Below are 12,556 nucleotides of genomic sequence, written 5' to 3' on the forward strand. Positions count from 1 at the left end.
ATCATGTCGTCGATCTTCACGTACAGTGCGGTCAAGAGGGTGTCCAGGTCTTGCGTCACAACATGATCTTGGATGCCCTCTCCTCATGCCCGGACATCGACCCCAGACTTCGGAACTACTCGTCTAGGCGACGTGCCGTCGACGTCGGGTCCGGGAGGTCAGCCGTACCGGCGTCGCGGTCGGTTCGGGTCTGGCCAGCACCTCGACGTCGAAGCCGGCCCTGGTGAACACCTCGATCGCGTGCTGCTCCTCGGCGGTGAGCAGGGGCTGCCCGGGCGGACGGTCCAGCAGGGCGCTCACCACGCACCCGGAACAGGCCGCCCCCCGAACGGTGCAACTGTCGCAGTCGATGAGCATCAGCCCTCCTTTCGAAGGTGGTGCCGGGGTTGTCGTGATCCGGACACCATCGGTGACATCGACGCTAAGTCACGGGTACGACAAAACCGGAAACCTGTTAGGAGGGGGCCCTTCTTCTACAGAAAGCGATAAGAAGGGGCCCTTCCTTACATCTCAGGAGCGGGCGAGGCGGCGGAGCAGGGAGTCGGCGCCGAGCGGGTAGGCGCCGTGTCGGCGTACCCCGTCGGCGACCTCGCGGTCGGAGGAGACGACGACGATCGGGCGCCCGGGCGGCTCGGCCCGGACGAGCCGGCGGATCAGGTCGTCGGCGGTCTCGCCCTTGCGGGAGAAGAGCACCCGTACGCCGCGCGGGGCCGGTGGCAGGCCGTGCATCCGCTCGGCACCGTCGAAGACGACGGTCACCTCGGCACCGGTCTGCGCCGCGATGCCGCCCAGCCCGGTGATCAGGCGCTTTCGCTGCTGCTCCAGGGACATGTCGCCGAAGCCACGCTTGGTGACGTTGTAGCCGTCCACCACCAGGTGCGCCCGGGGCAACGCCAGCAGTTCGTCGAGCCGGACCGGGTCGTCGGCGTCCAGGGCCCGGGCCGAGTTGGCGGTGGCCGGACGCTCGGCGAAGGCGTCGGCGACGTAGTCGGCCGGCAGTCGGTCGGCGGGGTCCAGGGCCAGCTCCCGACGCAGCCCCACGGCCGCCCGACCGATCGTCTCCAGGAGCAGCCACAGCCGGGCGTCGTCGACCGAGCGCGCTTCCTTGGCGGTCTGTCGGACAGCACCGGCGGTCGCCTCGGCCTCGGCCAGCCGGGCCCGTACCCGACGGAGTTCGGCCTCGTGGTCGGCCGCCGCCCGGCTGGCCCGGCCCTTCTCGGTCGCCAGCAGCTCGGCCGCCCGGCGCTCCCGGGCCTGGGTCTCCCGCAGCGACCGGCCCAGCACCCGGGTCTCCTCGCGCAACTGGCCGAGTTCCTCCCGGAGCCGGGCCACCTCGTCCCGCAGCTTGTCGGCCTCCACCTTGGCCACCGCGCGGTCGTGTTCCGACCGGGTGGCACGCTGCTCCGCCTCGCGGACCAGTTCGGCGACGACCGCGCTGTCGACCTCGGCCCGGACCGCCGCTCCGGCGTCCTCGACCAGCGCGCGCCAGCCCGCCGGCCGGCTGAGGTAGGCGAGGGCCGCGACCTCCACCGGGTCGGCGGCGGCGGGGCTGCCGCCCGAGACGACCGCCGAGCCGAGTTCACCAGCCTCGGCCAGCACCCGGCTGGCCACCCGCTGTCGGAACAGCGGGTCGGCCGCGAGCTGGGTCGCAATCGGCGCTCCACCGAGTCGGGCTCGTCGGTTGGGCGCGAACTTGGCGACCCGGCGCAGCGGTGCCGGCAGTTCGTCGCCGGGCAGGGTCGGCAACGCGGCGGCGGCCAGGCTGACGATCCGCTGCCGGACCGGTTCCGGCAGCGTCGGCTCGGGCTCGCGGTCGACGGGCTCGTCGGACGAAAGTTCGTCAGATCCGGACCCGGGCTCGGGCTCGTCGGCCCGGACCTCGGCGGTCTCGGGCTCGTCGGCCCGGACCTCGGCGGGTCCGGGGTCGACGGATTCGAGGCCGACGGATTCGAGGTCGGCGGGTGGGGGCAGGTCACCCTGGTCGTCGGCGGCGAGGATGTCCTGGTCGTCGGCGGGCGTCGGCAGGTCCGGGCCACCGCCGAAGGACGGTGCTCCGTCCGGTTCGCCCTCGACCGGAGGCCCGGATTGGGGTGTGTCGGGAGCCGCGTCCCTCACTGTGCTGCCGCCGCTTCCGGCGCGCGTGGTCTCCGCCGCCCCCTCGGTGAGGCGGTGGTCGGACGGTTCGGCGCGCGGCATGTCGCCAGTCTCCCACCGACACCCTATGGATTGCCGAACACCTCAGATGATCTCGCCTCGTCGGTCCCTGCTAACCGGGACGGACGAGACGGAAGTGTCGTACGGGGCACTTAACCTGCCCGCCGTGGTCCAACCAAAATATGTCCAGGGCACGCTGGACGGCCTTCCGGCCGGCGAGTCCCTGCCGGACGGCTGGCCGACCGACGCGTTGGCGCTGAGTCAGACCACCTTCGTGGTGCTCGACCTGGAGACCACCGGAGGCGCTCCGGACGGCGGCGGGATCACCGAGATCGGAGCGGTCAAGGTACGCGGCGGCGAGGAACTGGGCGTGCTGGCCACCCTGGTCAACCCCGGCGAGCCGATCCCGCCGTTCATCACGGTGCTGACCGGGATCACCCAGGCGATGCTGCTTCCGGCCCCACCGATCGAGCAGGTCCTGCCGAGCGTCCTGGAGTTCCTCCACGGCGCCGTACTGGTCGCGCACAACGCCCCGTACGACGTCGGTTTCCTCAAGGCTGCCTGCGCCCGGCACGGTTACACCTGGCCGAACCCGCGGGTGCTGGACACCGCCGCGCTGGCCCGCCGGGTGCTCACCCGCGACGAGGTGCCGAATCGCAAGCTCGGCACCCTGGCGGCCTTCTTCCGTACCCCGCACCAGCCGAGCCACCGGGCGCTCGACGACGCCAAGGCGACCGTCGACGTCCTGCACGGGCTGATCGCCCGGCTGGGCGGGCACCGGGTGGAGACGCTGGGCGACGCGATCGAGTTCGCCCGGGCGGTCACCCCGACCCAGCGCCGCAAGCGGCACCTGGCCGACGGGCTGCCCCGGGTGCCCGGGGTCTACATCTTCCGGGCCGCCGACGACCGGCCGCTCTACGTCGGCACCTCCGGGGACATCGCGACCCGGGTACGCAGCTATTTCACCGCCTCCGAGAAGCGGGCCCGGATCTCCGAGATGCTGGCCGCCGCCGAGCGGGTGGAGGCCGTCGAGTGCGCGCACACCCTGGAGGCCGAGGTCCGCGAGCTCCGGCTGATCGGGGCGCACGCCCCGCCGTACAACCGGCGGTCCAAGTTTCCGGAACGGGTGGTCTGGCTGAAGCTGACCTCGGAGCCGTATCCACGGTTGTCGGTGGTCCGGTCGCTGGGGCCGGGCGACGATGCCTATCTGGGCCCGTTCAGCTCCCGGCGGTCGGCCGAACTCGCCGCGGCCGGGATGCACGACGCGGTGCCGTTGCGGCAGTGCACCCCCCGGCTCTCGGTCCGGACCACCAGCCCGGCCTGCGCGCTGGCCGAGCTGGGCCGCTGCCCGGCACCCTGCGAGCACCGGATCTCGGTCCCGGAGTACGAACGCCAGGCGGCCGCCCCGGTCCGCACCGCCATGGTGGACGATCCGCAGATCCTGGTCGATGCGTTGCTCGCCCGGATCGAGGCGCTGGCCGGCGCGGAGCGTTACGAGGAGGCGGGGGTGGTCCGGGGCCGCCTGGTCGCGGTGCTCCGGGCCACGGTGCGGATGCAGCGGCTGGTGGGGCTGACCCGGATCGAGGAGTTGGCCGCCGCCCGACGGGCCGCCGACGGAGGGTGGGAGATCGCGGTGATCCGGCATGGGAGGCTCGCCGGAGCCGGCACCGCCCCGCCCGGCGTACCGCCTCGGCCGGTCCTTGACCTGGTACGGGCCACCGCCGAGACGGTGCTGCCCGGCCACGGCCCGGTCCCCAGCGCCTCGGCCGAGGAGTCCGAGCGCATCCTGTCCTGGTTGGAACGACCCGACACGCGGCTGGTCGAGACTTCCACCGGTTGGGCCTCCCCCGCCAGAGGCGCGGCCCGGTTCCGTGACCTGCTGGAGCGGGCCGAGGCGGCGGCGCGGGGACAACTCCCGACCGAACGCACATAAGCAAGTGACCGATCGGATGACGTTCACTCCTTTAGGCTGTTAGAGAAGTGCAGTCCTGCCCGATTTCGGGGTTTGCGTTCGTCTGCCGGGTACGACGGCGGTGGCGAGCGGCAGGCACCGGAAGGCGGGCGGTGAGTGAGGAGGTGTCTCCGCGTGGACCTCGACGCCGGCCACGGCGCCGCCCTGGGGAGCGCCCGACCGTCCGAGATCACGCTGAGCAAGCGGCTACGCTCGCTGCTCTCCTGGCCGTCCGCTGAGGACGATCCGGTCACCTATCTGGTCCGGGCCCACCGTGCCGTCCATCCGAGCGCTGACGTCAGCGTTCTGCGCCGTAGCTACGCCATCGCGGAGAGCATGCACCGGGGGCAGTTCCGCAAGAGCGGCGAGCCGTACATCACCCACCCGCTCGCGGTGGCGCAGATCTGCGCCGAGCTGGGCATGGACACGGTCACCCTGGTGGCCGCGCTGCTGCACGACACGGTGGAGGACACCCGCTACACCCTCCAGGCGCTGACCGGCGACTTCGGAGCCGAGGTCGCACACCTGGTCGACGGGGTGACCAAGTTCGACAAGGCGTTCTACGGCAAGGCCGCCGAGGCCGAGACGATCCGCAAGATGATCATCGCCGCCGGCAAGGACGTCCGAGTGCTGATCATCAAGCTCGCGGACCGGCTGCACAACATGCGCACACTGGACGCCCGCTCGATGGCCTCCCGGGCCCGGATCGCCGGGGCCACCCAGGAGGTACTGGTCCCGCTCTGCGACCGGCTGGGCATCCAGGCCCTCAAGCGCGACCTGGACGACGTGGTCCTGCGCCACCTCGAACCCGAGGCGTACGCCCGGATCGAGGAACACGTCAACAGCCGGCCGGGCTGGGCCGGCTATCTCGACGACGTGGTGGGCCAGGCCCGGGTGGTGCTCCGGCGGGACAAGATCGTGGCAGCGGTCAAGCCCCGACCCCGGCACTACTACTCGATCTGGAAGGACACCGTCGCCCGCGAGCAGGACATCCCGTTCGACCTGCCCCGGATCGTCATCGTGGTGGACGGGCCGGACACCGACTGCTACGCCGCGCTCGGCACGATCCACGGTCTCTGGCGGCCGGTCGCCGGACGCTTCAAGGACTACATCGCCGCGCCGAAGAACAACCTCTACCGGTCGCTGCACACCACGGTCATCGGTCCGGGTGAGCGCACCGTCGAGGTGCTGATCCGGACCAAGACGATGGACCGGACCGCCGAGTACGGCGTCGCCACCGACTTCCGCTACCCGAAGGCGGCCAACGACTCGGCCAACAGCGCCGACCAGCTCGACTGGCTGCAACGGGTGCTCAACTGGGAACGGACCACCACCGATCCGGCGCAGTTCCTCCAGTCGCTGCGCTGCGACCTCGCCGAGACCCAGATCCAGGTCTTCGCCGAGGGCCGGCAGGTCGTGCTCCCGGCCGGGTCCACACCGGTCGACCTGGCGTACGAGCTGGGACCGCGCCGGGGCGACCACTGCCTCGCCGCGAAGATCAACGGCAGGCTGGCCCCGCTCTCGTCCCAACTGGACGAGGGCGACGTGGTCGAGATCTTCAGCGAGACCGACGCACACACCGAATTCGACCTGACGGTCGCCCCGCCGGGGCCCCGCAGGGAGTGGCTCGGCTTCGTCAAGTCGCCGCAGGCGCAGATGCAGATCAGCCGGTTCTTCGCCGAACACCAGGAGCCGGCGATCTCGATAACCGACAAGGTCCGGCTGGGTCGGGCAACGATCGGGCTGACGCTGCGCAAGCACAACCGTGGGTTGGCCAGCGATCTGCCGCTGCGCCGGCTTGCCGAGGAGCAGGGCTATCCCGATCTGGAAACCCTGCTGGTCGCCGTCGTGGACCGTACGATCGAGCCGGACGCGGTGGTCGAGCAGCTCATCGCCATGGTCGACCACCAGGAATGAGTCGGGCGTGCCCCGGGTCACCAGGCGCACCGGTACGACCTCTAGCCTGGTCGCGTGACCGCCCGCCGCTCGCCGACGCGTGCCATCGGCTACAAGATCTTCTACCGCCTACCCCTCGGAGTGCGCCGCCAGTTGGTCCGGCTGGCCGTGCCGAAGTACATCGTCGGCGCGGTCACCCTGGTCCGTGACACCGAGGCGGCCGAGCCCGGACGGCTGCTGCTGCTGCGCCAACCGTCGGGAACGGGTTGGACACTTCCGGCCGGTCTACTGCAACGCCGCGAGACACCGCTGGTCGGCGCCGCCCGGGAACTGCACGAGGAGACCGGCATCCAACTGCCGTTGGAGGAACTCCGGCCGGCGGTGCCGAACGCCGTCGTGCATCTCAAGGGCTGGGTCGACATGGTCTTCGAGGCCCGGGTTCCGGCCTCGACCACGGAACTGGTGGTCGACGGCGCCGAGGTGTACGAGGCCGCCTGGCACCGGCTGGACGAGTTGCCCCGGCTGAGCACCGCGACGGCCCGGCTGCTCGCCCACTACGGAATGGGTCCGCTCGCCGAGCCCGGCCCGACCGACACCCCACCACCGGCGTGAGTCCGGCCGCCACCCCCGGGCCCGCCCGGACGGCGGATGGTGTCTGCGCCGTCGTACTGGCCGCCGGGGAGGGCCGCCGGCTGCGCCCGCTCACCGAACACCTGCCGAAGGCACTCTGTCCGGTCGGGAACGTGCCGCTGCTGGACCGGGCGCTGGGCCGGGTGGCGGCGCTCGGCTTCGCCGGTCCGGGCACGGTCGCGGTGAACGCCTGCTACCTGGGTGAGCAGGTGGTCCGGCAGGTGGGTGACCGGGCGTGGCTCTCGGTGGAACCCGGCGACCCGCTCGGCACGGCCGGCGGGCTGGCGAACCTGCGCGACTGGATCGACGGTCGGGGCGTACTGGTCGGCAACGCGGACGCCTACCTGGCGGATCCCGCCGCGCCGCCGGGTCCGGACATCGCCGCCCTGCTCGCCGGCTGGGACGGTCGGACGGTACGGCTGCTGGGTCAGCCGGTCACCGGTCCGGCTCGGCCCGGCGACTTCGGCGGGCACCGGTTCGCCGGGTTCTCGCTGTTGCCGTGGGCCTGGATCCGGGACCTGCCGGCCGAGCCGGCGGAACTGGTTCGCGCCGTCTGGCGACCGGCCGAGGCTGCCGGCGCGCTGGAGGTGGTCGGCTTCTCGGGCACGTACCTCGACACCGGCACCCCCGCCGACTACCTGGCGGCGAACCTGCACGCGGCGGCCGGCGGCAGCCTGGTCGACCCGACCGCCGAGGTGAGCGGCGACTACCGGAACACGGTGATCGGCGCGGGCGCCGTCGTGCGGGGCACGGTCGAACGCTGTGTGGTCTGGCCCGGTGCGGTCGTACACCGCGACGAGCGGCTCACCGACGCGGTACGTGTCGGCGACGACCTGACCGTCCCGGCGCTGGCCGCCGCCGCACCGGGCCGGTAGCCCTCCGGCCCGGCCAGGGCGGACGACCTGCCCCGTGCGCAGGTGCCCCGCCCGGACAGCATCTAGCATGGGCGGGCAGCCAGCATCCGGCACCGATCCACGGCTCCCGGCCACCGCCGGGGACGGGATGCGCCAGCGAGTACGTCGACGAGAGGAGTGTCCCGGTGATCACCGCGATCGTACTGATCGACTGCGCCACCGACTCGATCCCCGAGGTGGCCGAGACCCTGGCCGCCGTCCCCGGGGTCAGCGAGGTCTACTCCGTCGCCGGCCACGTCGACCTCATCGCGGTGGTGCGGGTACGCGAGTTCGAGCAGATCGCCCAGGTGATCGCCGGACGCATCTCGAAGGTGCCCGGCGTACTCGGCACCGAGTCGCACATCGCCTTCCGCGCGTACTCACAGCACGACCTGGAAGAGGCGTTCGCGATCGGCCTTCCCGGGTCGGACTGAGCGCTTCCGGTCGGGTCGTGCTGCTCTGGCCCGCGATGGGGGTACGCGCCAGCTACTACCCGCCGTTCGTCGGAGCCGTACTCGATCGCCTGAAGTCCCGGATCGACGGCCGGACCCGTCTGCTCGTCGGACACTCGCTCGGTGGACAGGCCGCGCTGCTGTACGTCGCGCTGGACGGCGGGGAGCAGGTGCGCTCGTCCGCGCCGGTCGCCGCCCGGGTCGCGGCGTTCGCCGCCAAACTCCCCGCCCGATGGCACCCGAAGGAGCCACCCGGAGGAGCATCCGGGGCGGTACGACGACGGGTCCCCCGGCACAGCCGGAGGACCCGTTCCGTTGCCGTCGTACGGCTGTGGGCTAGCTGATTGTCGGGCCGGGCGTCACCGGCGTACCGCTGCGCGCCGGGCTTCCGGAGCTGACGCCCGGGTTGGGCGCCACGGTGGTGCCGCCCGGGATCGGCACGCCCAGGCTCTGGGCCGCCGCCACCAGCGCGTTGTGGTGCGCCTGGAGCACCGGGGCCGCCTGCTGCGCCACCTGCTTGGCCGACGGGTCGGAGCCCTGGGTCAGTTCGGCCTGCACCAGCTGCATGGCCTGGGTGTGGGCGGTCAACTGGCTGGTGATCCACTGCGTGTCGAAGTCAGCGCCGCTGACGTTCTGCAACTGATTCATCACCGCCTGCTGCTCACTGGTCACCTTGTTCGGCAGGGTCAACGCTCCCGACGAAGCGACGCTCTGCACCTTCTGATCCAGTTGGGTGTGATCCGTCACGAACCGCCCGCCGAGGTCCTTGACCTCCTGGCTCGTCCCCTTCTGCTTCGCCAGGTTACCGGTCGCGATCTCCGCGAGGTTGACCTGGTGGATCGACTGCAGGAACTGCCTGTCCTGCGCCGACAGCGCGCTGGACGGCGTCGCGGACGGCGTCGCCGACGGCGCGGCGGCGCTGTACGCGGCCCCGGCCGGCGCGAGGCCGATTACCACCATCGAGACGAGCACACCCAAACGTTTGACGACCAACATGTTGGTTCCCCCCTCCGTCGCTGAACTTCGGGGGTACCCGGTTGACCGGCGGACACGCGGATCGATCGCGCCGACATCCGCCGCGTTCGGCATGATCCCGCAAGCACGGGTTCGGGCGACGCCGAACGCCCGGTTTGCCGCTCGACCCGGCGGGTAGGCCCAGTCGGCGGGTCCGGTCGACCGGGATCGAGGAGCTGGTCGACCGGGCCGAGGACCTACTCGTCGGCCTTCGCGGCCTTGGCCACCGTGATCCAGCGCTCCAGGGTGTCGGCGGCCGAACCCGAGTCGATCGACTCCGCCGCGCGCCGCAGCCCGGTCCGCATCGCCGGCAGCAGGCCGCCCTCGAATCCCGCCTGGGCCGCCAGCGCCGCCGCCGTGTTGACGAGCACCGCGTCCCGGACCGGACCGGGCTCTCCGGCCAGCAGCCGGCGGGTCACGTCGGCGTTGAAGCTGGCGTCGCCACCCCGCAGATCGCCGGGTGCCGACCGGGCCACCCCCAGGTCGACGGCGTCGGCCACGGTCTCGGTGACCTTGCCCTGGTGGGCGATCCACAGCCGGGTCGGCGCGGCGGTGCTGAACTCGTCGAGCCCGTCCTCGCCCCGCATCACCAGCACCGAGTCGCCCCGCCTCGCGAACACCTCGGCGACCACCGCCGCCATCCGGGTGTCGAAGCAGCCGACCGCGCCCTTCCCGGGCCGGGCCGGGTTGGTCAGCGGGCCGAGGAAGTTGAACGCGGTCGGGACGCCGAGTTCCCGCCGGGCCGTACCGGCGTGCCGGAAGCTCGGGTGGAACCGGGCGGCAAAGCAGAAGCCGATGCCCGCCTCGGTCACGCACCGGGCCACCCCGGCCGGACCGAGGTCGAGCGGGATCCCGAGGAACTCGAGCAGGTCGGCGGCGCCGCACGAGGAGGAGGCCGCCCGGTTGCCGTGCTTGACCACCCGTACCCCGGCGCCGGCCACCACCATCGCGGTCATGGTGGAGATGTTGACGGTGTGCGCGCGGTCGCCACCGGTGCCGACCACGTCGATCGCCCCGGCCCGCAGTTCTTGCGGCAGGTCCACCAGGACGGCGTTGGCGAGCATCGTCTCGACCAGGCCGGCCAACTCCGACGCCGTCTCCCCCTTGGCCCGCAGGGCCATGGCGAAGCCGGCGATCTGGACCGAGGTCGCCGACCCCGACATGATCTCGCCCATCGCCCACGCGGTGTCCGCCGTGGAGAGGTCCTCGGCGCGCAGCAGCGCGGCGAGCAGGTTGGGCCAGGTCCGTTCCCCCATGCGGGCCTCCCGAGCGGGGCGGGGTGGTTGGCGGTGTGTGTTCCCGGTACGCCCTAGGAGAGCGCGCTGGCCCCGCTGGCGCGGGCGCGCAGCAGGCCGGCCACGGTCTGGCCGGTGGTCACCGGGTCGAGCGGGTGCACGAGGGTGGCGTCGACCTGTGCGTAGGCCGCGAGCCAGCGATCCGCGGCGCGGGCGATCACCAGGCAGGTCGGCGGGGCATCGTCGCGATCGTCCTTGATCTGTCGGGCGATGCCGAGGCCACCGGTCGGGGTCGCCTCGCCGTCGAGCAGCACCAGGTCGATCTCGTAGTCGTCGACCAGCCGGATGCACTCCTCGTAGCTGGCCGCGTCGACGAACTCGACGCGAAGGTCGGTCGCGGGCCGGGTGCCGACCGCGAGCCGCATCCGGTCCCGGACCTCCGGGTCGTCGCTGTAGAGCAGGACGGTGTATTGACGATCGCTCATCGGTCGCTGGGCTCCCACCTCGTAGCTGCCCGCTGATCGTACCGGTCCGGTCCGGAAGCCGACCGGCCCGCCCGGCCCGGGGGCCGGGGCCGCCCAGATCCCGGGACGTCGGGTCCGCCTCGGCGTCCGGCGGGAGCCCGGCGTTACACCGAGGTGCCGGCGGCGCGTTCCCTGGCCTCCTGGCGGTCCAGTTCGCGGTCCACCCGGCGGGCCTCCCGCTCGGACTGGCGCACCCACTGCATCACCAGTACGCCCAGCATGGTGACGCTGACGAACTCCCCGCCGGCCCACAGGATGCCGCCGGCGGCCTTCTGGTCGCTCCACGGATCGGCCCAGCCCAGTGCCAGGGACGGGTACCAGTCCCCGCCGAACAGCGTGGTGCTCTGCATCACGGTGAGTCCGAGCACGGTGTGGAACGGCACGGAGAGCACCATCAGCAGGGCCCGGGCGGGGTACGGCCAGCGTCCCGGCAGCGGGTCGAGCCCGACCAGCGGCCAGAAGAACAGGCAGCCGGTGAGGATGAAGTGCGCGTGCACCAGTTCGTGGCCGAGCGGGTTCTCCAGGGTCCACCGGTAGATCCCGGAGAAATACAACACGAACGGGTTGACCACGAACAGCGCGTACGCGAAGAGCGGGAACGTGACCACCTTCGCCACCCGGCTGTGCAGTACGGCGAGCACCCGTCGCCGGGGCGCCTTGCCGAGGGTCCGGAGCGCCAGCGTGACCGGGGCGCCCAGGGCCAGGAAGATCGGCGCGACCATGGACAGCACCATGTGCTGCACCATGTGCACCGAGAGCAGCGTGGTGTCGTACGCGCCGAGCCCGGTCAGGGTCACGGCCGCGATCCCACCGAGCCCGGGGCCGAGGAACAGCACGGTACGCAGCGGCGGCCAGCGGTGGCCCCGGAGCCGGAGCCGGTGCACCCCGTAGAGGTAGCAGCCGGCGGCGAGCACCAGCCCGACGGCGAGCCAGCTGTTCAGCGTGGCGTGGGTGAAGATCGTGGAGATGGTGAACGGCGTCGTCTCGGCGCCCCCACCGGCGAGTACGTCCGGGGCCGGGGGCACGGCGGACGCGGGACCGGGATCGACGTGCAGCACGCTTTTCAGGCTAGGCCAGACGAACCGGGCGGGGCACGTCACCCCGTCCGACAAGGTGATTAGGCCACCCCGACGATCGCCGATGCCGATCAGGGGCAATAATGACCGCGTGACTGCGGCCTCAGCCATTGACAAGAGCCGGATCCACTCGCTGACCCGACCGAACATGGTCAGCGTCGGGACGATCGTGTGGCTCTCGAGCGAACTCATGTTCTTCGCGGCGTTGTTCGCGATGTACTTCTCCATCCGGGCGGCAGCGCCCGAGCAGTGGGAGAAGCACACCGAGGTGCTCCAGATCCCGTACGCGACGACGTTCACGGTGATCCTGGTGCTGTCCTCGATCACCTGTCAGGTCGGTGTGTTCGCCGCCGAGCGGGGGGACGTGCACGCGCTGCGGCGCTGGTTCACCATCACGTTCGTGATGGGCCTGATCTTCGTGCTGGGCCAGGTCAACGAGTACCGGAATCTGGTGCACGAGGGCGTGAAGATCAACGGTGACGGCTACGGCTCGGTGTTCTACCTGACCACCGGTTTCCACGCGCTGCACGTGACCGGCGGCCTCATCGCCTTCATCATCTTCATGATCCGCACCACCATGGGCCGGTTCACCCCGGCGCAGGCCACCTCGGCGATCGTCGTCTCGTACTACTGGCACTTCGTCGATGTGGTCTGGATCGCCCTGTACGGCATGATCTACTGGCTTCAGTGATCTTGGTGCTGTCACGTTTCGCCCCGATGCCCCGTCCCTG

At 71.6% G+C, this 12,556-nt stretch carries 13 protein-coding genes; 7 read left to right on the forward strand and 6 right to left on the reverse strand.

The window, feature by feature from the left end:
* Nucleotides 1-123 precede the first annotated feature (123 nt).
* Nucleotides 124-357, reverse strand: a complete 234-nt coding sequence (locus I0C86_RS00115) for a hypothetical protein (RefSeq protein ID WP_196199075.1) — start codon at nucleotides 355-357, stop codon at nucleotides 124-126.
* A 153-nt stretch (nucleotides 358-510) separates the two neighbouring features.
* The gene (locus I0C86_RS00120) at nucleotides 511-2,196 is read right to left on the reverse strand and encodes an NYN domain-containing protein (protein ID WP_230393264.1); all 1,686 of its coding nucleotides are present in this window, start codon (nucleotides 2,194-2,196) and stop codon (nucleotides 511-513) included.
* Nucleotides 2,197-2,320: 124 nt separating this feature from the next.
* On the opposite strand from I0C86_RS00120, the gene I0C86_RS00125 reads away from it, so the two are divergent.
* The 6 genes from I0C86_RS00125 to I0C86_RS45340 all read left to right on the forward strand — a co-directional run bounded on the left by I0C86_RS00125 (nucleotide 2,321) and on the right by I0C86_RS45340 (nucleotide 8,320).
* Nucleotides 2,321-4,087 carry a DEDD exonuclease domain-containing protein gene (locus I0C86_RS00125; protein ID WP_407676241.1) on the forward strand — a complete coding sequence of 589 codons (1,767 nt, stop codon included), beginning with the start codon at nucleotides 2,321-2,323 and terminating at the stop codon, nucleotides 4,085-4,087.
* A gap of 153 nt (nucleotides 4,088-4,240) precedes the next feature.
* Nucleotides 4,241-6,022 carry a RelA/SpoT family protein gene (locus tag I0C86_RS00130; RefSeq protein ID WP_196199077.1) on the forward strand — a complete coding sequence of 594 codons (1,782 nt, stop codon included), beginning with the start codon at nucleotides 4,241-4,243 and terminating at the stop codon, nucleotides 6,020-6,022.
* Nucleotides 6,023-6,076: 54 nt separating this feature from the next.
* Nucleotides 6,077-6,613 (forward strand): NUDIX hydrolase, encoded by a 537-nt coding sequence (locus I0C86_RS00135; RefSeq protein WP_196199078.1) that lies wholly within the window; start codon nucleotides 6,077-6,079, stop codon nucleotides 6,611-6,613.
* A complete protein-coding gene (locus I0C86_RS00140) occupies nucleotides 6,610-7,506 on the forward strand; it encodes a nucleotidyltransferase family protein (protein WP_196199079.1) in 897 nt (298 codons plus the stop codon). The genes I0C86_RS00135 and I0C86_RS00140 overlap by 4 nt, the downstream gene beginning before the upstream one ends.
* A 164-nt stretch (nucleotides 7,507-7,670) precedes the next feature.
* Nucleotides 7,671-7,958 (forward strand): Lrp/AsnC family transcriptional regulator, encoded by a 288-nt coding sequence (locus I0C86_RS00145; RefSeq protein WP_196199080.1) that lies wholly within the window; start codon nucleotides 7,671-7,673, stop codon nucleotides 7,956-7,958.
* A gap of 17 nt (nucleotides 7,959-7,975) precedes the next feature.
* Nucleotides 7,976-8,320: a hypothetical protein gene (locus tag I0C86_RS45340; RefSeq protein ID WP_407676242.1), complete on the forward strand. Its 345-nt coding sequence runs from the start codon at nucleotides 7,976-7,978 to the stop codon at nucleotides 8,318-8,320.
* On the opposite strand, the gene I0C86_RS00155 is transcribed toward I0C86_RS45340, so the two are convergent.
* The 4 genes from I0C86_RS00155 to I0C86_RS00170 form a co-directional block, all read right to left on the reverse strand.
* Nucleotides 8,313-9,065 (reverse strand): DUF4142 domain-containing protein, encoded by a 753-nt coding sequence (locus I0C86_RS00155; RefSeq protein WP_230393265.1) that lies wholly within the window; start codon nucleotides 9,063-9,065, stop codon nucleotides 8,313-8,315. The genes I0C86_RS45340 and I0C86_RS00155 overlap by 8 nt on opposite strands.
* 122 nt (nucleotides 9,066-9,187) lie before the next feature.
* Nucleotides 9,188-10,246 carry an anthranilate phosphoribosyltransferase gene (trpD, locus tag I0C86_RS00160; protein ID WP_196199081.1) on the reverse strand — a complete coding sequence of 353 codons (1,059 nt, stop codon included), beginning with the start codon at nucleotides 10,244-10,246 and terminating at the stop codon, nucleotides 9,188-9,190.
* A 53-nt stretch (nucleotides 10,247-10,299) separates the two neighbouring features.
* Nucleotides 10,300-10,710 carry a response regulator gene (locus tag I0C86_RS00165; protein ID WP_196199082.1) on the reverse strand — a complete coding sequence of 137 codons (411 nt, stop codon included), beginning with the start codon at nucleotides 10,708-10,710 and terminating at the stop codon, nucleotides 10,300-10,302.
* Between the two features lie 143 nt (nucleotides 10,711-10,853).
* Nucleotides 10,854-11,807 (reverse strand): cytochrome c oxidase assembly protein, encoded by a 954-nt coding sequence (locus I0C86_RS00170; RefSeq protein ID WP_407676243.1) that lies wholly within the window; start codon nucleotides 11,805-11,807, stop codon nucleotides 10,854-10,856.
* A 109-nt stretch (nucleotides 11,808-11,916) separates the two neighbouring features.
* Between I0C86_RS00170 and ctaE the strand changes: the two genes are divergently transcribed.
* Nucleotides 11,917-12,516, forward strand: coding sequence for an aa3-type cytochrome oxidase subunit III (ctaE, locus tag I0C86_RS00175; RefSeq protein WP_196199083.1), 600 nt, complete (start codon nucleotides 11,917-11,919; stop codon nucleotides 12,514-12,516).
* The last annotated feature ends 40 nt before the right edge of the window (nucleotides 12,517-12,556 follow it).

The organism is Plantactinospora alkalitolerans, assembly GCF_015690345.1.
In the GTDB taxonomy this organism is placed as follows: Bacteria; Actinomycetota; Actinomycetes; order Mycobacteriales; family Micromonosporaceae; genus Plantactinospora; species Plantactinospora alkalitolerans.

Bases quoted from the DNA above. Each gene is read 5' to 3' on its own strand.
- I0C86_RS00115 (WP_196199075.1), bottom strand. From the start codon at position 357: ATGCTCATCGACTGCGACAGTTGCACCGTTCGGGGGGCGGCCTGTTCC.
- I0C86_RS00120 (WP_230393264.1), bottom strand. From the start codon at position 2,196: ATGCCGCGCGCCGAACCGTCCGACCACCGCCTCACCGAGGGGGCGGCG.
- I0C86_RS00155 (WP_230393265.1), bottom strand. From the start codon at position 9,065: ATGCCGAACGCGGCGGATGTCGGCGCGATCGATCCGCGTGTCCGCCGG.
- trpD (WP_196199081.1), bottom strand. From the start codon at position 10,246: ATGGGGGAACGGACCTGGCCCAACCTGCTCGCCGCGCTGCTGCGCGCC.
- I0C86_RS00165 (WP_196199082.1), bottom strand. From the start codon at position 10,710: ATGAGCGATCGTCAATACACCGTCCTGCTCTACAGCGACGACCCGGAG.